General features: G+C 41.2%; 20 protein-coding genes. 9 read left to right on the forward strand and 11 right to left on the reverse strand.

Translation table 11 applies throughout. The annotated features are described in order from the left end of the window. Positions 1-186 precede the first annotated feature (186 nt). Both GSQ19_RS19005 and GSQ19_RS19010 read right to left on the reverse strand, forming a co-directional pair. Positions 187-474, reverse strand: a complete 288-nt coding sequence (locus GSQ19_RS19005) for a DUF427 domain-containing protein (protein WP_011319418.1) — start codon at positions 472-474, stop codon at positions 187-189. A 459-nt stretch (positions 475-933) separates the two neighbouring features. Next, a complete protein-coding gene (locus GSQ19_RS19010; protein WP_011319419.1) occupies positions 934-1,767 on the reverse strand; it encodes a DNA adenine methylase in 834 nt (277 codons plus the stop codon). A gap of 160 nt (positions 1,768-1,927) precedes the next feature. Here GSQ19_RS19010 and GSQ19_RS19015 point away from each other — a divergent pair, with 160 nt between their 5' ends. From GSQ19_RS19015 to GSQ19_RS19025, 3 genes are all read left to right on the forward strand, one after another. Continuing rightward, positions 1,928-2,134: a DUF751 family protein gene (locus tag GSQ19_RS19015; protein WP_011319420.1), complete on the forward strand. Its 207-nt coding sequence runs from the start codon at positions 1,928-1,930 to the stop codon at positions 2,132-2,134. A 179-nt stretch (positions 2,135-2,313) separates the two neighbouring features. Next, positions 2,314-2,715 carry a 30S ribosome-binding factor RbfA gene (rbfA, locus tag GSQ19_RS19020; RefSeq protein ID WP_011319421.1) on the forward strand — a complete coding sequence of 134 codons (402 nt, stop codon included), beginning with the start codon at positions 2,314-2,316 and terminating at the stop codon, positions 2,713-2,715. Positions 2,716-3,900: 1,185 nt separating this feature from the next. Further along, entirely contained in the window at positions 3,901-4,137 is a 237-nt protein-coding gene (locus GSQ19_RS19025; protein ID WP_011319422.1) for a DUF4327 family protein, read from the forward strand. 377 nt (positions 4,138-4,514) lie between these two features. Here the strand turns inward: GSQ19_RS19025 and GSQ19_RS19030 are convergent, their stop codons facing one another. From GSQ19_RS19030 to GSQ19_RS19040, 3 genes are all read right to left on the reverse strand, one after another. Continuing rightward, positions 4,515-4,865: a hypothetical protein gene (locus GSQ19_RS19030; protein ID WP_011319423.1), complete on the reverse strand. Its 351-nt coding sequence runs from the start codon at positions 4,863-4,865 to the stop codon at positions 4,515-4,517. A gap of 160 nt (positions 4,866-5,025) precedes the next feature. After that, complete coding sequence (dcd, locus tag GSQ19_RS19035; protein WP_041456802.1) at positions 5,026-5,595, reverse strand: dCTP deaminase; 570 nt, start codon at positions 5,593-5,595, stop codon at positions 5,026-5,028. 72 nt (positions 5,596-5,667) lie between these two features. Beyond that, positions 5,668-6,204: a P-loop NTPase family protein gene (locus tag GSQ19_RS19040; protein WP_011319425.1), complete on the reverse strand. Its 537-nt coding sequence runs from the start codon at positions 6,202-6,204 to the stop codon at positions 5,668-5,670. Between the two features lie 314 nt (positions 6,205-6,518). On the opposite strand from GSQ19_RS19040, the gene GSQ19_RS19045 reads away from it, so the two are divergent. Together GSQ19_RS19045 and rph are read left to right on the forward strand one after the other, a co-directional pair. Then, positions 6,519-7,073, forward strand: coding sequence for an adenylate kinase family protein (locus tag GSQ19_RS19045; RefSeq protein ID WP_011319426.1), 555 nt, complete (start codon positions 6,519-6,521; stop codon positions 7,071-7,073). Between the two features lie 239 nt (positions 7,074-7,312). Next, positions 7,313-8,056: a ribonuclease PH gene (gene rph / locus GSQ19_RS19050; protein WP_011319427.1), complete on the forward strand. Its 744-nt coding sequence runs from the start codon at positions 7,313-7,315 to the stop codon at positions 8,054-8,056. 37 nt (positions 8,057-8,093) lie between these two features. On the opposite strand, the gene GSQ19_RS19055 is transcribed toward rph, so the two are convergent. Beyond that, positions 8,094-9,635: a phytoene desaturase family protein gene (locus tag GSQ19_RS19055; protein WP_011319428.1), complete on the reverse strand. Its 1,542-nt coding sequence runs from the start codon at positions 9,633-9,635 to the stop codon at positions 8,094-8,096. Positions 9,636-9,699: 64 nt separating this feature from the next. On the opposite strand from GSQ19_RS19055, the gene GSQ19_RS19060 reads away from it, so the two are divergent. Both GSQ19_RS19060 and GSQ19_RS19065 read left to right on the forward strand, forming a co-directional pair. Next, the gene (locus GSQ19_RS19060) at positions 9,700-10,482 is read left to right on the forward strand and encodes an ABC transporter ATP-binding protein (protein ID WP_011319429.1); all 783 of its coding nucleotides are present in this window, start codon (positions 9,700-9,702) and stop codon (positions 10,480-10,482) included. A 69-nt stretch (positions 10,483-10,551) separates the two neighbouring features. Further along, a complete protein-coding gene (locus tag GSQ19_RS19065) occupies positions 10,552-11,964 on the forward strand; it encodes an MlaD family protein (protein WP_011319430.1) in 1,413 nt (470 codons plus the stop codon). Positions 11,965-11,992: 28 nt separating this feature from the next. On the opposite strand, the gene GSQ19_RS19070 is transcribed toward GSQ19_RS19065, so the two are convergent. The 5 genes from GSQ19_RS19070 to GSQ19_RS19090 all read right to left on the reverse strand — a co-directional run bounded on the left by GSQ19_RS19070 (position 11,993) and on the right by GSQ19_RS19090 (position 21,208). Further along, positions 11,993-14,119 (reverse strand): hybrid sensor histidine kinase/response regulator, encoded by a 2,127-nt coding sequence (locus GSQ19_RS19070; RefSeq protein ID WP_011319431.1) that lies wholly within the window; start codon positions 14,117-14,119, stop codon positions 11,993-11,995. 882 nt (positions 14,120-15,001) lie between these two features. Continuing rightward, complete coding sequence (locus tag GSQ19_RS19075) at positions 15,002-16,285, reverse strand: DHH family phosphoesterase (RefSeq protein WP_011319432.1); 1,284 nt, start codon at positions 16,283-16,285, stop codon at positions 15,002-15,004. A 1,038-nt stretch (positions 16,286-17,323) separates the two neighbouring features. Further along, complete coding sequence (murJ, locus tag GSQ19_RS19080; RefSeq protein ID WP_011319433.1) at positions 17,324-18,928, reverse strand: murein biosynthesis integral membrane protein MurJ; 1,605 nt, start codon at positions 18,926-18,928, stop codon at positions 17,324-17,326. 88 nt (positions 18,929-19,016) lie between these two features. Beyond that, positions 19,017-19,523 (reverse strand): pentapeptide repeat-containing protein, encoded by a 507-nt coding sequence (locus GSQ19_RS19085; RefSeq protein WP_011319434.1) that lies wholly within the window; start codon positions 19,521-19,523, stop codon positions 19,017-19,019. 173 nt (positions 19,524-19,696) lie between these two features. Further along, entirely contained in the window at positions 19,697-21,208 is a 1,512-nt protein-coding gene (locus GSQ19_RS19090; protein ID WP_011319435.1) for an LCP family protein, read from the reverse strand. A gap of 116 nt (positions 21,209-21,324) precedes the next feature. Here GSQ19_RS19090 and GSQ19_RS19095 point away from each other — a divergent pair, with 116 nt between their 5' ends. Together GSQ19_RS19095 and GSQ19_RS19100 are read left to right on the forward strand one after the other, a co-directional pair. After that, positions 21,325-22,389 (forward strand): mannose-1-phosphate guanylyltransferase, encoded by a 1,065-nt coding sequence (locus GSQ19_RS19095; RefSeq protein ID WP_011319436.1) that lies wholly within the window; start codon positions 21,325-21,327, stop codon positions 22,387-22,389. 182 nt (positions 22,390-22,571) lie between these two features. Then, positions 22,572-24,215, forward strand: coding sequence for an ABC1 kinase family protein (locus GSQ19_RS19100; RefSeq protein ID WP_011319437.1), 1,644 nt, complete (start codon positions 22,572-22,574; stop codon positions 24,213-24,215). Positions 24,216-24,241 lie beyond the last annotated feature (26 nt).

Genomic DNA, 24,241 nt, shown 5'->3' on the forward strand with positions numbered 1-24,241 from the left:
AAAAATAATGAATATTAACTAATTTCCGACTAAATTTTGAATATGAAATTTAAAGATTACTTGAAATTACCTGATTATTTCCTGGTGACAAGAGAACCTGATGGTAGATGAAAAAAATTTATGATTATACAAAAAAAGACGCGATTGCTCGCGTCTCCACAAGGTTGATTTTTTGGCTAATTATGCCTATTTAGTCTCAACCTTTACACCTTTCCAAAAGGCTACGTAACCTTCAATATTCTTTGCTTTTTCTTTAGTGCTGGGATAGTACCAAGCAGCATCTTTGTTAACTTGTCCATCAACTTCGATGCTGTAGTAACTGGCGACACCTTTCCACGGACAAGTGGTGTGAGTTTCACTCGCTTGAAAATATTCCTTGTTAATTGCATCAGCCGGAAAATAATGGTTACCTTCCACGACTACAGTGTTATCGCTCTCGGCTAACACAGCTCCATTCCAGATGGCTCTTGGCATAAGTGTGTTTGTGATGAAAGTTTACATTTAACATTCTGACATTTTATGCTTCCAGTATTTTGGGAAAAGTATGTGTAAAATTTGAGGAACTTCCTCAATATACTGAGCTTTACACTAGATTTATGGTGACTGTAACACTGGCTAGTGGTCTATCGCATTAATTATGCAGGAAAAAATTGGGGGATATGATTATCACTAACCACTCATATAGGAATCCAATTTGATTATTGTTGGCGTAGCCTGCGCTTGCGTACAAGAATCTAAGTATCTGTAGGGTGTGGTAATACCCACCGTATCATGGTTTTGCTGGGTATTGCCCACCTACGTGTGTTTCAAAAATCAAGTATAAATCCTACAAGAAATGCTAAAATACTCTGTTAAATTATTTCTTCATTATAGAAAATATCAAATTTTGCCTAGATAAATTAAATTATTAATTCATTCACTAACGCCGGAATTTTAATATGATGTGATGAGTAACTCTTTAACTAAACCTCGTTTTTTTATATTAGAATTAATTGACCTTTTTGCCTCAATAAAATAAATATTAAACCCTATTTCTTGATATATATTCTTAATAAATTCGGAATCAGAATTGCACACAGCTACTTTAACACCTCGGCTAGCCAGTTCTACACAAGTATTTCTTAAAATTAACTGGTCTTTTTCTCCAAAAGAATTTTTACTATAACCTGTAAAGTAGCTAGTACTACTAATAGGATAATATGGCGGGTCAAAAAAAACGAAATCCTCACTACCAGTAGCATAATTCAGCACCTCTGTAAAATCGGCTTGTTTGATTTCTGAGGTAGCAAGCACATTGGAAGCGGCTCTGAGTAAATCTTCTTGACAGATATTAGGATTATTATATTTACCGAAAGGAACGTTAAATTGACCTTGAGAATTTACCCGATAAAGACCATTGTAACAAGTTTTATTGAGATAAATAAATCGTGCGGCTTGTTCTAACTCATTATCAACAGTTTTTCCTCGGACACTATAATAATAATCTCTATTATGTTGACCTTTATGCTCTTTTAAAAGGCTAATTAATTCCTCGATGCGATCGCGGACACAGCGATAAGTAGTAATTAGCTCAGAATTAATATCAGTTAAAATAGATTTGCTCGGTTGGAGATAGAAAAATAAAGCACCACCTCCCAAAAATGGCTCATGGTAAGTCCGATAATTCTTGGGTAAATGTGACAGATATTGCGGAATTAACCTACTTTTACCCCCAGCCCACTTTAAAAATGGACGTGGGCAGGTTTCTTTAGGGATTTGGCTTACCATAAGGCTGGAACTACGCTATAGGCTATTAAATATAGCAAATATAACCAACGAACCATATTTTATATTGAGCGAGTATTTTTCTAGCGTCATATATTACAATTATGTTGATAAAGTAAATCAAAATGAACGTTAAGTATATAAGAAGGCAGTTTCAATTAAAATGTTTGATGGATTTTGGGATAACGTTTTTCGCTACCCCCGTTATTTGATCACTATTGTATTAGGTATTTTCCTAAACACTTTTGAGCCACTATTCCCTCTGTTAAAACGCCCCGTTACTTTAATCGCCATTGTGGGTTTGTTGGTAGGCGGGCTAGCGTTCATCACTTTTACATTAAGAGCCATGCTTGGCTTCGGTACAATCTAGATTAGGACATACCAAAGCGAAGAAAGAGATTCAGACCACGAAATCAAGGAAATGCTTAATAAATAAGGTTTGTAGATTTTGTCGGCAGGTTTTTCTAGAGGGTATTCCCCATAGTTTTGCTGTCCTATCTAACTAAAATTTATGTTGTTGTCCAACCTCTGTGAGGAGGGAATGTTTTTATGGCTACAAATCGCCGCGTCTCCCGTGTTGCTGAATTGATCAAACGGGAAGTTAGCCAAATGCTAATTAACGGTATTAAAGATGATCGTGTGGGTACAGGCATGGTCAGTGTCACAGACGTAGATGTTTCTGGGGATCTGCAACACGCCAAAATCTATGTCAGTATATATGGTACAGAAGAAGCTAAGGCAGAAACAATGGCGGGGTTGAAATCAGCCACAGGTTTTGTCCGTAGTGAATTAGGGGCAAGGGTAAGGTTACGTCGCACTCCCGAAGTGACTTTCATCGAAGATCGTTCAATAGAACGAGGAACAAAAGTGCTAACTTTGCTGAATAAACTGGAGAATGCGCGATCGCTTGATGATATACCTTCAGCAGATGACTCTTTAGACGAAGATTAGGCATAGATTAGGCATAATTTTTTGTGAGACTAGGGATTGAGAGGAACCAGGAGATATGAAGCCATCAGCAATCACTCTCAGCGTTCATAACTTCCCTGTAGCCTCAATCATAATGTGACTAGAGAACAATTAATCCCCGCAGAACTCACCAACAGTTGACAGACGTGACTCAATCGCGTCTGTTTAAATTTATTAGTATCTAATTCCTTAGAGGATACCAGAAAATAAATTATTGGAAATAGATGGTTCGGTAGGGTGGGTCAGAATGAATAATTTCTGACTAGATTTAGGTTCCATCCCACTGACGCATCCTACATTTTGGATATTTTTTTAGTTGGACTTCCATTATCAGGGGTGAGAACCCCTAAGACTTTACTGGTCGGCAATGTTAGGATTTGAACGCCAAACTTATCGTTTCCGGTCTTGATAAGTTCACTGACAGGGAAATCCTTATCTTTAACAAAAATTCATATTCTTCATAAAATTTACTTACGTAAATATATGTCATGAAATTATGACTCAGGTAATAGTTGTAACAATCAATCCTTTCTAGCTACATCTCAAGCAGGATATACCTTTATATAAACACTGCTACTCTAGAGGGATGTCATCTCAAGGGACGACAGATGTTGATTTCAAGGGATCATTTCATTCAAATGAAATTCATCAACCTCATACCTTATGAGTTGCTTTAAGAAATTATTAACTTATAGCACTTTGCAAGTCTTCCTAGTGTAGGGTAACCTTGGCTCCGCAACAGTTTATACCTTTATTCTCCCTTAACTGTTGAGTTTGCTGATCTTTGGGTGGTAATAAATGCTCCCACTTCGATGATTTTTGACCTCAGCCATCTGTCTTTATGAAGAATTGTCATCTACCCATTAATACCTCAAGCCGGAAACAGCAAGAGTTTCACACCTTATTGATTCACATTAACTATGAATTCTTTCACGAATTAAGTTAGCAGACTAAATATCTGATTGTGTGATGCTTATGTCACTAATGTCAGGAAATTTTGACAAACTTAACATTTCTTTAAATTATTTGAGGGTGTCTAGCGTCAAAATGAAATTAGTTCCGTATAGCAAAATACAAAACCCTAAGCGCAAGTCCAATTCCTGTCATGTTTGTTCCCTTTGATTTGGTGGGAACACTATCTTAAGTGTAAATTTGTGAGTAAAAACCATGAGTGTGAATACGGTGCCCTCTATCAATTACTACTCCCTAGATGTAATTCAGGACGAAGCACGCCGACTAGTAGAAAAAGGAATGGTCAGCAGACAACAGCCTATCTATACTCTGTGCCAATATATTCCTGCTAGAGAGTGGGTTTGTGTAGAGTGTGAGTTAGAGAAATGTGACTTTCTATTACGCGATCGCATTGGCGACCTCATTGGTCGTGAACAATGGGACAACGACTAATCCAAGATCCATAAATACTGGTGATTTTGGATTGGGAGTTTATTTTTGGATGACTGGATTTGACAACAAAGGATTCACTTCCCAAGCTGAGGGATAATCTCTGGTTTTAATAACTCCGTCCCGATCCAGAATCCTCTATTTTTTGTTTTTACAACTTTTCCCGTTAATGAACGTCTAAAAAACAAGCTTTTGTGTAGATCCTGTGTAATAACTTGATTAACTTATGTAAAATCTCTGTTCGGGGTAGTTTACCGTGTTAAACTACCCCGTTAATTTCTCAGGGAATATTTCCATAAGAAAGACTCATAAGTTAGGTACTACTGACTCACAATATCAAACTTGTTGATAAAAACTTCATGATTTCCCATCGAGAAAGCCTAACCCACTTGCTCTAAATACTGATTAATATCTTCAATTACTCGTGTGAGTTCAGCTTCTGTAGTCAAACGAATGCTGACATCACGAATTGTCAGTAGTACTTTTGCTGCAAAGGGAGTAGGCCAGATATTGGGATTACAGAAAATTTCTAAAAAGACATCGCCAGTATAACGATATTCTAATGGTGGCTGGGGATTGACCTTACCACCTGAAGCTGGTTTGCTGCTAACAGCCTTGAGACTCTCCATTAATTGATTAATGGCTGCTTTTAATTCCCGCGCCGCCTGGGGGGAAAAACTGAAAGACACTGAACCTTCAACTAGGTTCAGCACAAGAGGAGTAGAAGACATAAGCTTTTAATAAAAACTGATTAATTATTGTTCTATCTATATTACTGGAATCCCACTTGATTCACTCAGCATGAACCATCAGAGGCGATCGCCCTATCATCTCTATAATATTGGGATGGGATAAAGAGCGATCGCCAAAGAATATTCCCAGAATCAAAAACTAAACTTTAGCCAGAGTCACCTTCTCCAACTGATCCTGATATTTACCCTGACGTGTTTCGTAACTTATAGCACAAGGTTCACCCTCCAAGAAGAGTAATTGTACAACGCCTTCATCAGCGTAGATACGACAGTCAGCACTAGAAGAATTAGAAAACTCTAGAGTTAAATGACCCCGCCAAGCCGCTTCCGCAGGTGTTAAGTTAGCTATAATACCACAGCGAGCATACGTGCTTTTACCTATGCAAATGACTGTAATATTATTTGGCACCTCTAGTTTTTCCAGGGCAACCCCCAAACCATAACTATGCGCTGGCAAGATAAAGTAACTGCCATCTTTATCTGTATGTAGCGGTGTTGGTTCCAAATTTTGGGGATTAAAGTTTTTGGGATCAACTACAGTTCCAGGGATGTGGCGAAAAATGCGGAACTCAGCTGATGAGAGGCGAATATCGTAGCCGTAAGAAGACAAGCCGTAGCTGATGACGGGTTGAGCGGCTACAAGGTTATCTTTGGGAATTTTTCGGATTAAACTAGACTCAAAAGGAGCAATCATCCCTTTTTGAGCCATTTCAGTAATCCAGATGTCGTTCTTAATCACAAGTTCACAGGTAATTGCAACCGAATTACTAGGATATCTTGTTTAGGGGCAATGACTACGCCTAATCTCTGTAATTTGATCTGCCACATCTAAAATAGACTGGGGCATTTCTGTTCCAGTAAAAATAATATCGACATGGGGAGAGCGTTTGGCTAAAAAGGCTAGAACATCGCTTTCAGGAATTAGCCCAAAGTGAATCGCCAAACTTAACTCATCTAGAACAACAAGAGAATACTTGTCTTCATCGACGACCTGCTGTGTGTGTAACCACAACTTTTGTAAAGCCTGATTCTCTGATTCATCTAAATGTGGGGTGTCGATGCAGCGTGGTAAATCACACCGAATCCAATCTAAATTTTGACCCAATTGAATTGGTCGGTCTTGTCCTTGCTTGATCCCACCTTTGAGAAACTGCACAATTAACACTGGTGTACCTTGCCCAGCAATTCTCAGGGCTTGTCCCATGACACTGGTAAAAAAGTTACGGTGTGAGCTAGTGAAAACTTGTACTAGCCCTTCAATTGGGTAAGGTAAACTGAGGGACGAATTTGCACTGGGCGTTTCTAACTGGGCAACCATAGGGTAAATTTCAAAAAATTACAATAGATAAAATAGGTTGTGCAGGCATTCTTGGAGAAAATCTACCTGTATAATCAATCTGATTTTGATTGAGCGTTATGTGTCTGGCAATCTGCTTTATAAGTCAAACACTAGGTTTGTCTGAAGTCAAGAGTTAGTTGAGTATAGAAGAGCGGAGATTGATAGACGAATAATTATGTATTTTCCTCATCTTCCCTGACTCATACTCTTTGGCTAAATGTTAGATTTCTGACGGGGTTGGGCAAAACAAATTTATTATGTTTTAAATATTACTGGTTGAGGAGTGAATTGTTGTGAGATTAGTGGTTCTGGGAGGTTCAGGGTCGGGAAAAAGCACTCAAGCACAAAGGCTTTGCAGTCATTTAGGAATTACTCAGATTTCTACGGGCGAGATTTTACGGGAAGCCATTTCCCACCTGAGTGAATTAGGCCGTCAGGCCCAACCTTACATGGTTAAAGGGGAACTAGTTCCTGACGAAATGATCATTGAATTAATCCGACTGCGGTTGAAAAAGTTTGATGTAAGTGATGGCTGGGTTTTGGAAGGTTATCCGCGTACTGCCTTCCAAGCTGAAGAGTTGGACTTTTTGCTTGATGAGTTGGGGCAGAAATTAGATTGGGCAATTTATTTACAAGTACCGGAAGCAGTTATGGTGAGTCGTTCTTTGGGGCGTTCTCTACCAGATGACCAACCTGAAATTGTGCAGCGTCGAGTAGAGATTTTTTACGATCGCACAGTTCCCATTTTAGAGTATTACGACCGTCGCCGCCGCCTGTTGACAATTAACGGTGATCAAGCGCCAGAATTAGTGTTGCAAAACATCCTCAAACTACTTTTAGTAACTTAGAGTTTTTAGTTATAGCTAGGGACTGGGGACTGGGGACTGGGGACTGGGTGAAGGGTCTTGTTGCGTCTAGGTTGTATCATCTATTGATGTCCTAACACTACTGGCAACAGCTATATCTGCCAGCTTTCCTTGATTTGATTCTGGTTATCAGATGCTGATCCCGCATAGTACTTAATGTTTTGCACCACTAAGGTAACTTTAAAGGGGTATTCTACAATTAAAAGTTAGAGGTGACTCTCATGGTTTGGCAGCGTCCCGACGGTAGAAAACCCTATGAACTCCGTCCTATCAATTTTCACACTAAATTTACTCGTTTTGCCCCTGGCTCGGTTCTGACAATATGCGGTGAGACTAAGGTATTGTGTACTGTTAGCGTTGCGGAAAGTGTACCCAAGTTTCTTGCAGGTAGTGGCAAAGGTTGGTTAACGGCTGAGTATCGGATGCTACCATCAGCTACACAACAACGGCATGAAAGAGAATTATTGAAGTTATCTGGACGGACGCAAGAAATTCAACGTTTGATTGGGCGTAGTTTACGAGCAGCGATAGATTTTGAGGCGTTAGGAGAACGGACTTTAACTGTAGACGCAGATGTGTTACAAGCTGATGCAGGTACGAGAACGGCAGCAATTACGGGCGGATTTGTAGCATTAGCTGAGGCTATTTCTCAATTATTGCAGCGAGGGGTATTAGAGCGATCGCCTTTATGTGGACAAGTCGCCGCCGTTTCTGTGGGTTTATTAGAACAAGAAGCATATTTAGATTTGAACTATATAGAAGATGTAGCCGCAACGGTAGATTTCAACGTTGTGATGAATAAAAACTTAGGAATTATTGAAGTTCAGGGAACAGCAGAAGAAGGTAGTTTTAGCCGTACCCAATTGAATCAGCTATTAGATTGCGCCGAAACAGGAATTCAGCAACTATTAATTGCCCAACAGAAAGCAATTACTGATTGGGATGAGTTGTTTGTGGGCAAGTAGAGAGTGGGGAGTTAAAGGTTTGTCTTTTTCTTCTCCCTTATTTCTTCTGGAGAATATCTAATAAGTCTGTTGTTTGCGATCGCTCTACCAAGGTATTTGCACATAAAATACCAGAAGCGGCTACCGCCGGGACACCAATGCCTGGGGTAGTGCTATCACCAACGCGATACAAACCCTGAATGGGTGTATGTGTACTCGGAAACATTCCCTGACCAGCCGCAATGGCAGGGCCGTAGGTTCCTTGATAGCGACGTAGATAATGAGCATGAGTCAAGGGTGTACCGATGAGTTCCAAGACTACACGCTCTCTAATATCGGGAATGATGCGTTCTAAAGCACGGTATAAAGACTCGGCTTTTTCCCTTTTCTTCACTGCATACCCATCATTGCGTTCCCATCCAGTGTAGGATTCTAGGGTATAGGCATGAACTACATGATGTCCCTCTGGAGCAAGAGCCGCATCCCACACACTGGGAATCGATATCATACAAGTATTGCCTGGGGTAGTAATATCTACACCAGAATCATTGACTACTACGTGATGTCCTGTTAAATTTTCTAACCCATCTGCTCTGATACCTAGATGCAGGTGCATAAAACTTTTTACAGCCAGTGTCTGTAACGCCTCTTGCCGATAGGCAGTGGGTAAATCTTCAGGACGTAACAAGTGATTGTAGGTGTCCCAAATTGTCGCATTAGAAATCACAATAGGCGCGTTGAGAATTTCACCATTTCGTAACTTCACACCTACAACTTTGCCAGCTTCCAGCAAAATCTGCTCAACATGACATCCCAAGCGTAACTGACCGCCCCAACGTTCCAAACCCCGCACCAAGGCATTGACAATTGTGGCACTACCCCCTATTGGATACTCAACTCCCACACGGGAACGTTCACCCAACATAAAAGCCACCTCTGGGGCAATTGTGCCGTGTGCCTTTAAACCAGAAAGCAGAAAACACTCTAAATCAATTAGTCGTCTTACCCAAGGGTCGTTAACAGTCCTATCCATCACATCCCCTACAGAAGACTGAACCAAGGGTAAGTAAGGTAACATTTGCCCCAAAGACATTAGGTAATGTTGCAGTAAAATCAAAATTACCTGCCAATCTGAACGCAATGCTAAGGTGGGAATGCCTTTCATGGCATCGTATAAACCTAATAAGCGTTTTGTGAATTGCTGTAGTTCGTTTGCACCTTGGGGAGTGATTTTCTCTACTTCATGAAGGTATCTTTCGGTGTTGCTGTACACTGCAACAGTTCCCTCAGGAAAATGGTATTTTCCTAAAGGATCATACGGTACAACTGGGAGAGATTCACCCAAGGCATCAAGAACCTGTTTGATAGGATTCAAACTCTGGACATCCGTCAAACCACAATAAAAGGAGGGGCCAGAATCAAACTCAAATCCGCGCCGTTTAAAGCTATGGGCTGCACCACCGGGAATTGTATGACTTTCGCACACAATCACTCGTTTACCATAACGTGCCAACAACCCAGCCGCACATAAACCACCGATACCGCTACCGATAACGATGATATCTAGTGGAGATTGGGGAGTAGGAAGTGAAAAGTTCATAGAGAGTAATGACTATTGACTAATGACCAATGACCAATGACCAATGACTATTGACTATTGACCAATGAAACAACCACTAATTCAACTTAAAGGCGTTTCTAAGTCTTTTGGTAACAATCAGGTTTTAGATAATGTAGATTTGACGATTTATCGAGGTGAAGCTTTAGGGATTATCGGCCCTTCAGGAACTGGTAAATCCACAATCTTACGGATAATAGCAGGCTTAATTACTCCTGATGCTGGGGAAATTTATGTGCAAGGAGTCAAAAGGGAAGGGTTGATTGAGGATGGTCAAGACCCAGTGGGTATTGGTATGGTATTTCAGCAAGCAGCATTATTTGATTCTTTGACTGTAGAAGAGAATGTGGGATTTTTACTTTATCAACATTCTCGGTTAGAGCGATCGCGTATTCGAGAATTAGTCGCAGAAAAACTAGAAATGGTTGGTTTGCGGGGAATCGGTCATCTGTACCCATCAGAACTTTCTGGGGGGATGCGAAAACGGGTAAGTTTTGCCCGTGCAATTATGTCTAACCCTGATAATCCCGCAGAAGGCCCAGAGGTTTTACTTTACGACGAACCCACAGCCGGACTAGACCCCATTGCTTCCACAGTCATCGAAGATTTAATCCGTGACTTGCAATGTACACATGGAGTTTGTAGTACCTATGCGATCGTCACTCACCAAGATAGTACGATTCGACGGACATCTGATAGACTGGTGTTTCTTTATCAGGGTCAAGTGCAATGGGAAGGCACAGTTAGTGATATAGACACTACCGACCATCCATTAATCAATCAGTTTGTCAGTGGAAGTGTACAAGGGCCAATTCAAGTAGTTGGTTAGTGCTGAGTAGTTCGTCGTAGGTAGTGAGTGCTGAGTGGCTTAGGCCAAGTTTTTGGGTAGAGGTAAAATATGCGAGACTTGATCACCAATCGTTTTACATCGCAACGCACATTAAGGGAAGGTTCAGTAGGGTTATTATTTCTGCTGGGACTAGGGGCGTTTGGAGTTATTCTATTGTGGTTGAATAGGTATACGGCTGCTGGTAGTTCTTACAAAGCCGTGGTGGAATTTGCCAATGCAGGGGGTATGCAAAGAGGCGCAACAGTTCGCTATCGCGGCGTGAAGGTGGGCAGAATTTCTCAAATTCAACCAGGGCCAAATGCTGTAGAAGTGGAAATTGAATTTGCTCAATCTGACCTGATTATTCCCCGCGATGTGGTGATAGAAGCTAATCAGACTGGATTGATTAGCGAAAGTATTATCGATATCACACCCAAATCATCACTACCCACTGGGCAAAATCTCACTAAACCTCTAGATAAGAATTGTGATAACAGCCTCATCGTTTGTAATAATTCTCGGTTAAAGGGGCAAATAGGTATAAGTGTTGATGCGCTGATTCGTAGCAGTACTGACTTTGCGAATACATACAATAACCCTGAATTTTATCAAAGGGTAAATAGACTTTTGGAAACCTCCGCCCAAGCAGCCACCGGTGTAGCCGCACTAACCCAAGATTTTCGTGGTTTGACAAAAAGCTTTCAAGGACAGTTAGGTACTTTTGCTTCCACCGCCAATACTGTACAACGAGCCACTAATGAACTAACTGTTTCTACCACTAAAACAGTCAATCAATTCGGTATCACAGCAGATAAATTTGGCACGACCGCAACTCAAGCGAGTCGTTTGTTGAGTGATTTGAACAGTTTGTTAAATACCAATCGCTCAAGCTTGGTCGGCGCTTTGAATAATATTACAGAAACTAGCAATCAATTACGCTTGACTGTGACAAATTTATCACCAAGTCTGAATCGCTTAACTCAAGGAGAGTTAATCAAAAACCTAGAAACTCTATCTGCAAATGCTGCTCAAGCCTCGGCTAATTTGCGAAATGCAACTGAAAGTTTAAATGATCCGAAAAATGCAGTGTTGCTGCAACAGACTTTAGATTCAGCGAGGTTGACTTTTGAAAATACCCAAAAAATTACATCTGATTTAGATGAATTGACAGGCGATCCGAGTTTTCGGCAAAATCTTAGGCAATTGGTGAACGGTTTGAGTGGTTTGGTGTCTTCTACAGACCAAATGGAACAGCAAGCAAAGTTAGCTACTGTCCTAGAGTCAATGAAAGCCGCCGCCGACAAGCCTAATATTACCATTCCCTCTCTTGCTACTAACCCATTACCTAATGCTGTGACAATTGCGAATAATCAGCCGCAATTATCATCTCAGGAAAAATTATTGCAGCAGCTACGGGACTATGCAGAACAAGGTAACAGTGAGGAGAAGCAGGGAAAAGAGAAAAAAACTAATGAAAACTGATTATTGACCATTGACTATTGACTATTGACTATTGACCATTGACCAGTTCAACAACGGCGGCGAAGAATTCTTCGGCGTTGAGGGGTTTGGGTAGGTGTAGCTGAAATCCGGCTTGGAAGGCTTGTTCTCGATCATATTGTCGCGCAAAGGCTGTTAAGGCGATCGCCGGAATTGCTCCCCCCTGTTCTGCTGTCCATGTCCTCACTTGCCTAATTAATGTATAGCCGTCCATATCTGGCATACTGATATCACTCACCAAAACATCTGGTTTAATTTCTGGCAATAGTTGTAATACTTCTAACGCTGAAGCCGCTAAAGTAACCTCGGCTCCCTCCTGTTCTAAAATAAAAGTCAGAAAATCCCGTGAATCAGCATCATCATCAACGACTAAAACCTTGATACCCTCAAGAGGTAAAGAACTAGTTATTGATGATGTCGAACGATGCTGTTCGTAGGTGACATTCCCATCTTCTTCTGGGAGGATTGGTAATCGTACAGTAAAACTAGCTCCCTGTTCTTCACCAAGACTTTGTGCTGTCACCGTACCACCGTGAATTTCCACGATTTTACGGACAATTGCCAGCCCTAACCCTAGCCCACCGAATCTTCTGGTAGAACTGCTATCTGCTTGACGGAAGTAATCAAACACATAAGGTAAAAACTCTGGTTTGATTCCTTTACCTGTATCACTGACTACGATTTGAGCATAGCCGTCCACCTTTTCCAAACTAACTTCTATCTTGCCGCCTTTGGGAGTGAATTTAACAGCATTAGAAAGAAGATTCCATACTACTTGCTGCAAGCGAGCAGAATCACCCATCACTTGCCCCATCTTGGATGGAAAGTTAGTTGATACCTGAATTAACTTACTTTCTGCGGCTAGACGCATGGTTTCTAATGCCGTCAATATGACAATTACCAGATTGACTTTTGTAATATTAATTACTAGTTTGCCTTGCAATATTCTGGAGATGTCTAACAAATCTTCAATGAGTTGTACTTGTAATGTGGCATTACGTTCGATAGTTGCTAGGGCCTGGAATGTCCTTGCCGGTTCAAGTTTGCGCTCTTGCAATAATTTAGACCAGCCAAGAATCGCGTTCAGGGGAGTGCGTAACTCATGGGAGAGGACAGCTAAAAATTCATCTTTAATTCTATTGGCTGTTTCCGCTTCAGCTCTGGCAGTTTGCTCCAATTCCAACAGACGCGCCCGTTCTTCGAGAATTTGTTTTTGCTCATGAATATCTGTACAAGTTCCAAACCACTTGACTACGCGTCCTTGGTGGTCTTTAAGTGGCAAACCTCGCCCTAATAGCCAGCGATAGGAACCATCAGCAGCACGTTTAAAGCGATATTCATTCTCGTATAATGTACCAGTTTCTACAGCTTTCGACCATGTTTCATAACTCCGTTCTAAATCTTCTAAATGCAACGCTGCCAACCATCCAGAACCCAAAGATTCCTCTAGGGTTAACCCAGTATAATCACACCAATTTTGATTGAAATAATCACATTCACCATTCGCGTCAGCTGTCCATACAAGTTGGGGAATTGCTTCAGCTAAATAACGGTAACGTTCCTCACTTTCTCTGAGAATTTCTACGATACGCTGACGTTCATGAATTTCTTGTTGTAATTTTTCGTTAGCATTAGTGATTTCATTGGTGCGTATATTAACTAGTTCTTCCAAGTGATTTTGATATTTTCTCAGTTCGGCTTCTACCTTTAATCGTTCACCTATCTCATTTTGCAGGTCTTTATTTGCTCTTTCTAGTTGAGCAGGACTAGGGAGTATTAGAGCTTTGGGAACTAGAGGTATTAGTGCTAATGCTGTAAATACAGATATGATTGCTGTAATAGCTTTTAAAAAACCTGAAACCCAATAAGTAGGATACCAAAGCGTCCAAACTTCCATGATGTGGGTTGTACCACAAGCTACTATAAATCCACTAAATAACAGAAACATCCAATAAAAAGGTAAATCCTGCCGTTTACGGACAAAGTAAAAAAGAGTAGCTGGAATAGAATAGTAAGCTACGGCAATGAGTCCATCAGATATTATGTGTAACCATACTAAATCCGTTTGCCATAAATAGCAGTGACCATGTGGAATGAATGGTGCTGAATTAAAAAAATAAGTCCACAATGCTGACATATTACTTGAAATAGATACCTGTTTTTCCTGATTTAATCAATAGTTAAAAAACTTGTTTCCAATGTATTTTTTTAATGTAAGATACAGTAGTGCTAAAATATTTTGCTCGTTTAATGCCTAATCAAAACACACTATAAAAAGTATATTTTATTATTAGTATTATCAGATTTTTTAAGTTTAATAATCACTTGGATGACGATTATCCAATAAATTTAACACCTCAATTGGTATAGAATCCATATTTTATTTTTGAACAGATAAGTAGAGTATGTTAGCGACAGCGTAACGCACCCACCAAGGGTTTCGGTGCGTTACAGCTTATGCCTATCACACCCCGATAGATTTAGATGTTTCAGAAATCAAACTGGATTCCTGTATCAACCATAAATATATATACTCAAAGTAATTTCCTCAGTAACGTCTATGGACATAGGCAAGCTATGGCTTTAAATCTAGACCAATGATCTTTTGATTAACAGTAAACTTTTAGCACACCCTAGCCCTGGACTAGATTCTAACTCTAGCCAATTTTGAAGAGGAATGTCATAACAATAGTAGTTCCTAATTTTAACTAATTGGCGATCGCTCTACGTAGGACGCACAAAAGTTATCTGTTGAGAGAGGGCGCAAGGGTTCGAGGGTTTAGGGGTATAGGGTTTTACTACTATTGATGAATTGAAAATACATCTTTCTGAGACTACAACTCACGTTCGTTCTAGCCTTAACTGAATCGTATTGATTTATACTGGGCTTTTCCTTTCTCTCCTAGACGCTATGCAAACCCGTAGTATCCCCAGGACAATCAGAACGGTAATCGCTAATTAGATAATTTTTATTACTAATTATCAATTACCATCGCTTCCTATTCCTTAAATGCTAGGCTCATTCTGATTGAATTGGGTTATCTTTAGGATTAACTAATCTCAGGAGCTTTTGCTTAATTTGAGCATCGAATACTTCCCATTTCATTCTGGCGTAGGCAGAGTTTTCGTTACCCCCAGACAAGAAACCCATAGGAATTTCAAAGCCGCCAGCGCCTGTCCTCCCACCACCGAAAAATCGACCTGTACTATCCTGACCGAAGGCTTCTTTGATAAATTCATCAGGGTCTAGGGTCAGTTTAGTTGTTCTCAACGAACCAATGACTACTTCTAGCTCATCATCTTCATCGTGAACAATGCCGTAAACTACGGCAGTGTGGACGTTTTCTTCTGTTACCAGAAAATCAGCAGCTTGGGGGATAGCATCACGATCGTCGTACCGTAAATAACCCACACCAGCAATAGAAAAGTTATTTTGGACAATACGATTTTTGAGCGATCGCTCGATCACGTCCATCACCCGTTTAGAACGGTTAGCCTGAAGGATGGCGTTTAACAGTTGAGCATCATAAAATCGACTAAGATAGGCAGCTGCCATAAAGTCTTCTTCTTGGGCTTGCATCAGTCGATTTGTATCCGATCGCAAACCGTGCATCAAGGCAGTCGCGCATTTAACGTGCTGACTAATGCTGCTATCTAAACCTAACAGACCAGCCTGGAGATACTGAGTGAAAATTGTCGCTGTGGCTCGCACGTAAGGACGAACATCCACAAAGTCAGCTTTCAGTTCTGTCTGTAAGCTGTGGTGATCAATCACTGCAACTAGCGGGATACCTGCTTGCTGAACAGATGTGAGTAACTGACTAGTTGTCCCTTGGTTATCAATTAAAATAAAACCTTGATAACAGGATAAGTCTTTGCCCTTGATAGTTTGTGGTGTCCAACGCTGGGCTGGTAAACCAGTAAGTTTCACTAGGGCAATATTTTCTTGGTGGCTTAAAGTCCCGGCATAAATAATTTCACACTTGATATCATATTGCTGGGCAATTAATTGGTAAGCCCAGGCACAAGAAAGAGCATCGGGGTCTGGGAAGTCTTGCAATATTATCAACTGACGCTCATGTCGGTGTAATAATAGAGCCTTTTGCAATTCTTCTGACTTTTGAAAGGCAAGGGAATTGTTTCGTTGCCCTAGATAAATACCTACTCCTTCGCCTGTCGATACTGGCAAAGATGGTCTAGTTATTGTCACTTCTGCTTCTTTGTCTACTTCAGGTTCTTCTGAATTTGGCTCTTTAGTCAACGAAAAACTCTCAGACTGCTTAAATGAAGAATTCAATTGCATAAACAAAGTTTTTGTAAATGTGAGGCTCCATTTATGTGTTCAGAGATATTGCCATCAGCAATTGACTGATTTGACCCCACATTCTGATCTTCGCAAAAATCTAGCAATATGGGGATACATATCTCGGTATATTTTTTGTCAAGATGGTGAGTCAGCAATCTGATCAATTTCACCACAATGTCAATGAAGGATGTCAACAAAGATGGATGGTTCTTGGGAAGGTATGATTCAATGTTGCTCAATCTTTGTTGTCTTTGCTTGATCAATAGATACGCTCTTGAAGCAAAGTTATTTGCTATCACAGCTTTTGCAAATTCCCATTTAAAATGGATGTTGTGATTTTGTAAAATTTATGTCTTGTTTATCGATTCTACTGATCATATTTTTTACTGAATCGCCAGTGTCTTTTGTCAGTTGCTAGCTGTTTGAGTTTCGGCGAGGTTCAGGCATTTGATGGGGTCGTGATTTTAAAACATTTTTATCTCCAGGAACACCCTGCGCGAAAGCCTTTAACTACCGACAAAATTTCTATTCCCTTGTGGGTAGATATCCTTAAGGTTCTTTAGTTTATCTTGATATAAGCTTGGTTTTGATACCATATTCCAGTGTATCCTTTACTCGGCAGATATTTGTGCTTTGATGGTCGGTTTATCAATAAACAATTTTAGAATTATTTATATTTTCAACTAAAAAGGGTAACAAGTAAGCTATTTTGCTCTTAAGTTGCACAATCCATCGTGAGGAATATTGACTGTTGACCGTTCACAGTCAACAGGTATAGCTGTCGCCAGTAGTGTTAGGACATCAATAGATGATACAACCTAGACACAAAAAGACTTTTCACCCAGTCCCCAGTCCCTAGTCCCCAGCTATATAACTAACAACTTGGGCTAATTAAGAAAAATCCCCGGTGGGTAGCCGGGGGTGTTGATAATTAATTACTCTGGCGTGGATGACATTGAATTTAATGACAATAGCAATTTGTAGAACGTTAAACTAGCCAAACTGCCGATCGCTCAACTTCAAATCAGAGAAAATCTATTTTTTCAAGAAGCGTTGACGCATACGCACTACAAAGCTGTTAACTTCTGGTATTTTCATGAGTGAGGCGATCGCTGCAAACACGGCAATTCCCACAAAGCCAGATATACACAGCTGTAAAATTTGAATTAATAAACCCTCTTTCCCTAACAATTGCTGAGAAGCTGCAAGGGTGGCAAAACTAGCAATCCCAGCTACCACACTACCCCCAGCCAAACCGAGGATTGGCAAGCCCCACTCCCGCCAAGGTAAGCCATTAAGACGGCGATCGAGTAAAAATAACAGCATCAACATGGAGCTGCAATTGACACTTACTGTAGCTAACACCAATCCAGGAGCGCCAAAAGGTTTAACGAAAAACCAATCTAATACAACGTTGAGAAAGATGTTAAAAATGCTGATCCGAAAAGGTGTCTGTCCATCTCCCAAGGCGTAAAATACCCTGACCAAAACATCCCGCCCCAAATAAACAAACATCCCAATACCGTAAGCAACCAATAGGGATGAAACTAGCTGTGTAGCTTCTTGTTTAAATGCGCCACGTTCATAAACTACCTGCACAATTGGCACAGACAAAGATATCAGCAATGCCCCTAAAGGAAGCATGGTGACAGCAGTCAATAATAATCCTTGACGAATACGTAATTTCAGGTCTGGCCAGTTTTCTGGTTCTGCTAGTTTGGCGAAGATCGGTAATAAAGGCAACAATATAATATTAGAAATAATCCCTAACGGTGTTTGTACTAAAAGATTGGCATAGTTAAAACCAGCCGCCGCACCGGGAATTGGGCTAGCAAAATAGAGGTCAGTAGCCACGTTAATTGGCATCATCCCGGAAGAAACAGTTGCCGGAGTCATGATTTTAATGACTTCCTGAACTCCTGGGGATTTAAAATCAAACCGTAGCCTTAAACTACCTAGTCCTAATCGCCACTGTACAATTAGCTGCACTAACCATTGGAGAATTGCCCCAGCTAAGGTTCCCCAAGCCAAAACCATACCGCCAATGAAAGCGTATTCTGGCTTGATAATGTCTTTGCCTAACTGCAAAGCCATGATACCGATACCAAATACAACTGCCACACTGGATAATAGGGGGCTGATGGAGAGTAGCCAATATTGATTAGCAGCGTTGAGAGTCCCGAAGCCAATGCCGATTAAGCCTGAGAATAAAGCCATCGGGGCCATAATTTGGATTTGTTGAATGGCGATCGCTCTAGTTTTCGCCTCCAAACCATGACCAACAAGATCCACAATATTATCTGCCAAGAAAATCTGGGCTACCGTCACTAACAACAGCACTCCCCCCACCAAGGTAGTCACTGTTTCCACCAAGGGGGCTGCTTCTTCTCGCTTGCGCCTAGCTAAAACGCTAACAACTGCACTATGTAAGGGCCCATTTACTCCCCCCAGCAATACCAACAAGAAACCAGGAATAATGTAGGCATAACTGTAGGCAGTTGCAGCCGCACCTACACCAAAAGCAGCTGCGATCGCCTGTTGCCTCACTAAACCAAATACTTTACTAATTAAAGTGGCTGCGGCAACAATGCCAGCAATCCCAGCGAAAGAACGAGAAGGTTTTTGTTCTTGATTAGTCACGAATAGTACCCGACAACTCTTGCAGAGTGCATACCTGAAAAGATTAACTCGAAATCTCACACTCCGTCAGGTAAATTTTCTTAACTAATTATTTACAGCCCAGACTATCGCGGGTAGCAACACCTGTAACGGGATTTACTCCATCGGCTCTTTCACACAGTAAAGAAACTTGATAGCGATCGATTATCGCATCTGTAAAATCAGCACCAGTAATGTCAGCATCATAGAAGCGACTACGGGTTAAAGTTGCTTCTGTGAAAATGGCATTTTTTAAATTTGCATTGTCTAAAGTTACTCTATCTACTAAAGCGCCTGTCAAATTTGCCTCTGACAAATTAGCCTTTAATAAAACACCTTTGGTGAGAATAGCATTAGTTAAATTTGCGCCTTGAAAGTTTGTTCCTCGCATTTCCGCCGCGACAAAATTGACCCCTACTAAATCAGCATTGGCAAAGTCACGGTTTTCCAGATTTGCATTGTTGTAGTTAATTGTATTTATCTGAGCAAATGCCGGATGAGTATCAATAATTACCCAAAACCAAGCCAGCATCACAATCACAATTAAACCAAACAATTTTATGAAAATCTTATTCATAACTTTATAAAGTATATTAATAGTCAAAAGTCAACCCTCCGGGTGACGCTCCTAACGTCGCTACCGCTACGCTAACGGCAGTTCGCAATCGACGGAAACCGCCAAGACTGCGACTGCCTCACAGTCAACAGCCACAACTAATGACTAATGACCATTGACTAATGACTAATTTACTATTTCCAATCTTTCCCAATACGAATTGTTAGGTCAGATTCTAAATCCCCTGTTGATTTAGTTTCTAGCAAACCGAGTCCTAAGATTTTGCGTAAGTCAAAACCAGCTTGGCGGTTGCCTTTTTGGATAATAATTTGGGTTTGGCGCTGAGTATCAGGCCAATCCGGTACAGTGTAAATATTTTTAAAGCCTTTCTGTTTCAAGTAAGCAATAACTTTTTCCGTTAGCTGGGGTTGATTGGAAGCATTTTGAATAGCAACTTTGAGCTGAGAAACAGGCCGAGAATCTTGTTTCAGACCAGGCACATCTACCCCAACATAATTGTTTAATAGATTTTGCTGTCCGGTCATATTCAGCCAATAGCTATTGGGGTCTTTACTAAATTTGCTGAATGTACCAGGCAACATGGTCATTTGGAAATTATCCCGCTCTAAATTCACGGCAAAATTTACCAAAGCCATCATTTCTTCTGTCTTCAAATTTGTATCAAAATATTTCCGCATTAGGCGGGTTAATTGGGGCAATCTGGGTAATACAGTCGGACTATTCAGCCTTTGTAGTATTGCTGCTACCAGTGCTTGTTGTCTCTGGACTCTAGATAAATCCCCTAATGTTTCCTCCCGGTAACGAGCAAATAGTTCTGCCTGTTCACCGTTGAGAGTTTGCCAGCCACTAACTAAACTCACCCTAGAGCGACTGCTGGGGTCTTGATATTCCATTGCAGTGGGTACAAAAACCTCAACACCACCCAACTGATCCACTAATTGCCGTAAGCCACTAGTAGAAATACGGATATAGCGGTCAATTCTGGCATTATTTAAAGTCCGGCTGACTACTCTGGCTGCCAATACTGGCCCGCCTTGAGCATTAGCCTCTGATACTTTGGTGAGTCCCTTTTCTGGGATCGCAATCATGGTATCCCTGGGAATTGACAGCACCCGTGTAGTTTTACTTTCTGGGTTGAGTCTGACCATCATCATGGTATCGCTATTACCAGAGAAACTTTCTGGTGAGCCATCAACAGCGCCTTTAACTGGCTCAATTCCCATGATGAGAATATTCATAGGCTTGGATAGCTGATATTGGGAGATTTTGCTCCACAATTCCCCAGGTAAGGGAACTTTCTGCTCATTTTGCCCAGAAACGCCCAATTCTTCGTCAGTGCGATCCAAATTGCTCCACAGAGGAGTCCATAGCGCCAAGGTGGATACTAACAGCCCAGATAGGATTACTCCTAAAACTACTGTCAAAATCCACAATAGCCAACGAGGCATGGTCAAGCCCAAGCGCTCGTACAGTTCATTGGGTATTGCAACAACAGACTCAACCACGTTACGGGAAATAGTGGCTGAATCTTGTTCAGTTTCTACCTCTACTTCTTGTGCTGATACTGGTTGAGATATGCCCTGGTTTTCTACCAGTTGTATTTGTGAAGACCCCACCTCTAAATTAAGATCCGGTATTTGTTGAGGTGCGACCTGATTATCCGACCATTGAACCTGTTTAATCACAATTATCTCCCCACTCAACCACTCCCTAAAATTTATGTTAAAGCAAGCTACCAATCTTGCCAGTGTAAGACCGCACTGTACACTTGAAATGTTCTACCGTTTGTGTGTATGACAACATGAGTAGCCCATTGTTCCCAGTAATCCTGGCTGGTGGTAAAGGCGAGCGTTTTTGGCCTCTCAGCCGCCAAGACCGACCCAAACAATTTTTAAGTCTTGATGGTAGCTCCAGAAGTCTATTGCAATCAACCGCCGAACGACTGGTTAAGTTCGCAGGCGAGTGGAATGATTTATGGGTAATCACCTCTAGTCAGTTAGGACAAGGGGTGCAACAACAGCTACCCGAATTACCATCGCAAAATTTGTTGACTGAGCCGCAGGGTAGAGACACTGCTGCTGCCGTTGCTTGGGCTAGTTTGGAAATTCAAAAGCGTTATGGTGATGACGCGATTATAGGCTTTTTTCCTTCTGATCACTGGATAGCTGATCCAGAGGCGTTTAAACGCACTTTAGATGCTGCTAGCCAATTAGCGACAAGCACAGAGGCAATTGTCACTTTGGGGATCAAGCCGACTTTCCCATCAACTGGTTACGGCTACATTGAACAAGGTGAAAAAATTGGTACCTTTAATGAGTTGCCAGCTTATCATGTCAATCGCTTTACTGAAAAGCCTATCCGGGAAAAAGCCGAAACTTTTCTATCTACGGGACGATATAGCTGGAATAGCGGTATGTTTGTTTTCCGAGCCGGAGTTGTTCTCAAGGAACTCTATACCTATGCGCCAGAAATCATTGAACCACTGGTAGAACATGGGGTTGATGTTTATCCCCAGTTACCTAAGAAGAGTATAGACTACGCACTTATGGAAAAGACAAATCTAGTATATGTCTTACCAGCAGAATTTGGGTGGGATGATTTAGGAGATTGGAATGCAATTGAGCGTTTACTCAAAAAACCGGATGATCCCAATGTAGAACTGGCTACTCATGTAGGTCTAGATACTCAGGGGGCGATTGTTTATGCTACTAATCCAGAGGATGTAATTGTTACTATTGGTTTAGAGGATGTAGTGATTGTGCGCGATCGCAATGTTACTCTCATAGTCAATAAGGAACGTACCCAGGAAATCAAGCAAATTATCAAAACCCTCCAAGGTGATCCCCGATTTACTGACCTGCTCTAATTATACTAAGTTGTAAAAGTTAAAACCCTTGGCAGAGGTTAAAATGCGGGGTTTTTATTATAACTAGTTATGAAGAGGCAGGGGTGTAGGGGGCAGAGAGAGAAGAAGAAATGATACTGAAATATTCTCCCCCTCCCTGCTCCCTACCCTAATTCCCATTCCCTATTCCCAACTCCCCAACAATGTTCCTCACCCAAACTGTCCCCCGTCAACGAGAAATTATTGAAGTTGTCCTCCGCAATGGCTGGGATTATATGCGGCGGTTACTTACAGGTGGCAAGGCTGATGAACCCCAATTACCGACACCTGCGGTTTTAAAAAATATTTTGGTGGACTTAGGGCCGGTTTATGTAAAACTCGGTCAATTGATGTCTACTCGTCCGGATTTACTGAATGCGGCTTACATTGAGGAACTTTCTACCCTACAGGACGAAGTACCCCCTGTTCCCTGGACAGAAATTGAAATTCTCATCCGCAAACAACTAAAACGACCTCTGGAAGAAACTTTTAGTAAGATTAATCCCGTACCTGTAGCGGCAGGATCAATTGCCCAGACTCATCGCGCTACATTAATAGATGGTAGGGAAGTGGCGCTGAAGGTGCAACGACCGGGGATCGATCTGACTATTGCCCAAGATATTGCTTTAATTCAAGGGATTGCTGATTTGGTGGCGCGTACCGATTTTGGGCAGAACTACGAAATTAAATCAATTGCGGAAGAATTTACCAAAGCTTTAGAGGCGGAGTTGGATTTTACACGGGAAGCAGGACATACAGATTTACTGCGCCGTAATTTATCTCGTAGTCGCTGGTTTGACCCCACACAGCTAGTCGTAGCTGAGATTTATTGGTCTTTAACTACAGAAAAATTGTTGGTGATGGAATGGCTAGACGGTGTACCAATACTGTCAGCAAGTTTGAACAATAATAACGGTAAAGACCCAGTAGCCGAACGTAAAGCAGTTACGACGCTGTTATTTCGGGCTTTCTTTCAGCAATTATATGTTGATGGCTTTTTCCATGCTGATCCTCATCCGGGAAATATCTTTTATCTCAGCGATGGGCGTGTTGCACTGTTAGATTGTGGCATGGTGGGTAGACTTGATCCCCGGACTCAGCAGATTTTAACAGAAATGCTGTTGGCGATCGTGGATTTAGATGCAGGGCGATGCGCTCAATTAACATTGCAATTGGCAGATTCCGCCCAACCAGTTATTCTGTCCCGGTTGGAAAGTGATTATGACCGGATGTTGCGGAAATACTATAACGTTAGTTTGACTGAGATGAATTTTAGTCAAATTTTTTATGAAATTTTGCAAATTGCGAGAAATAATAAAATTCGTTTACCCAGCAATATGGGTTTGTATGCCAAAACTATAGCGAATTTGGAAGGGGTAGCACAGACCTTTAATCCAGAGGTAAATTTATTTGATGAAATTCAACCATTAATTACAGATTTGTTTCGGCGGCAGTTATTGGGGGATAATCCAGTGCGATCGCTCCTGAGAACAGCCTTAGATTTAAAAAGTCTCTCTTTACAATCGCCCCGACAGGTGGAACTATTATTAGACCGAGTAACATCGGAAACCTTGCGGTGGAACCTTTCCCTACATGGTTTGGATGGGGTACGGCGCACAATGGATGATGCAGCCAATCGCTTATCCTTCAGTATATTAGTAGGTTCACTGATTATGGGAGCAGCAGTTATATCTACGAAAGCCCAGACAAGTGAATTGTCATTTTTAAGTAGCGTTTTGTTTGCGGTAGCAAGTTTGTTGGGATTGTGGCTAATTGTGAGTATATTGCGATCGGGTCGTCTCAAATAATTTTTTTTAACGCAGAGGGGTGCGGA

The sequence above is a fragment of the Trichormus variabilis 0441 genome (assembly GCF_009856605.1).
Taxonomy (GTDB): Bacteria; Cyanobacteriota; Cyanobacteriia; order Cyanobacteriales; family Nostocaceae; genus Trichormus; species Trichormus variabilis.

Excerpts from the sequence above, each read along its gene's own strand:
- GSQ19_RS19005 (WP_011319418.1), bottom strand. The coding sequence starts at position 474 with ATGCCAAGAGCCATCTGGAATGGAGCTGTGTTAGCCGAGAGCGATAAC.
- GSQ19_RS19010 (WP_011319419.1), bottom strand. The coding sequence starts at position 1,767 with ATGGTAAGCCAAATCCCTAAAGAAACCTGCCCACGTCCATTTTTAAAG.
- GSQ19_RS19015 (WP_011319420.1), top strand. The coding sequence starts at position 1,928 with ATGTTTGATGGATTTTGGGATAACGTTTTTCGCTACCCCCGTTATTTG.
- rbfA (WP_011319421.1), top strand. The coding sequence starts at position 2,314 with ATGGCTACAAATCGCCGCGTCTCCCGTGTTGCTGAATTGATCAAACGG.
- GSQ19_RS19025 (WP_011319422.1), top strand. The coding sequence starts at position 3,901 with ATGAGTGTGAATACGGTGCCCTCTATCAATTACTACTCCCTAGATGTA.
- GSQ19_RS19030 (WP_011319423.1), bottom strand. The coding sequence starts at position 4,865 with ATGTCTTCTACTCCTCTTGTGCTGAACCTAGTTGAAGGTTCAGTGTCT.
- dcd (WP_041456802.1), bottom strand. The coding sequence starts at position 5,595 with ATGGCTCAAAAAGGGATGATTGCTCCTTTTGAGTCTAGTTTAATCCGA.
- GSQ19_RS19040 (WP_011319425.1), bottom strand. The coding sequence starts at position 6,204 with ATGGTTGCCCAGTTAGAAACGCCCAGTGCAAATTCGTCCCTCAGTTTA.
- rph (WP_011319427.1), top strand. The coding sequence starts at position 7,313 with ATGGTTTGGCAGCGTCCCGACGGTAGAAAACCCTATGAACTCCGTCCT.
- GSQ19_RS19055 (WP_011319428.1), bottom strand. The coding sequence starts at position 9,635 with ATGAACTTTTCACTTCCTACTCCCCAATCTCCACTAGATATCATCGTT.
- GSQ19_RS19060 (WP_011319429.1), top strand. The coding sequence starts at position 9,700 with ATGAAACAACCACTAATTCAACTTAAAGGCGTTTCTAAGTCTTTTGGT.
- GSQ19_RS19065 (WP_011319430.1), top strand. The coding sequence starts at position 10,552 with ATGCGAGACTTGATCACCAATCGTTTTACATCGCAACGCACATTAAGG.
- GSQ19_RS19070 (WP_011319431.1), bottom strand. The coding sequence starts at position 14,119 with ATGTCAGCATTGTGGACTTATTTTTTTAATTCAGCACCATTCATTCCA.
- GSQ19_RS19075 (WP_011319432.1), bottom strand. The coding sequence starts at position 16,285 with ATGCAATTGAATTCTTCATTTAAGCAGTCTGAGAGTTTTTCGTTGACT.
- GSQ19_RS19085 (WP_011319434.1), bottom strand. The coding sequence starts at position 19,523 with ATGAATAAGATTTTCATAAAATTGTTTGGTTTAATTGTGATTGTGATG.
- GSQ19_RS19095 (WP_011319436.1), top strand. The coding sequence starts at position 21,325 with ATGAGTAGCCCATTGTTCCCAGTAATCCTGGCTGGTGGTAAAGGCGAG.
- GSQ19_RS19100 (WP_011319437.1), top strand. The coding sequence starts at position 22,572 with ATGTTCCTCACCCAAACTGTCCCCCGTCAACGAGAAATTATTGAAGTT.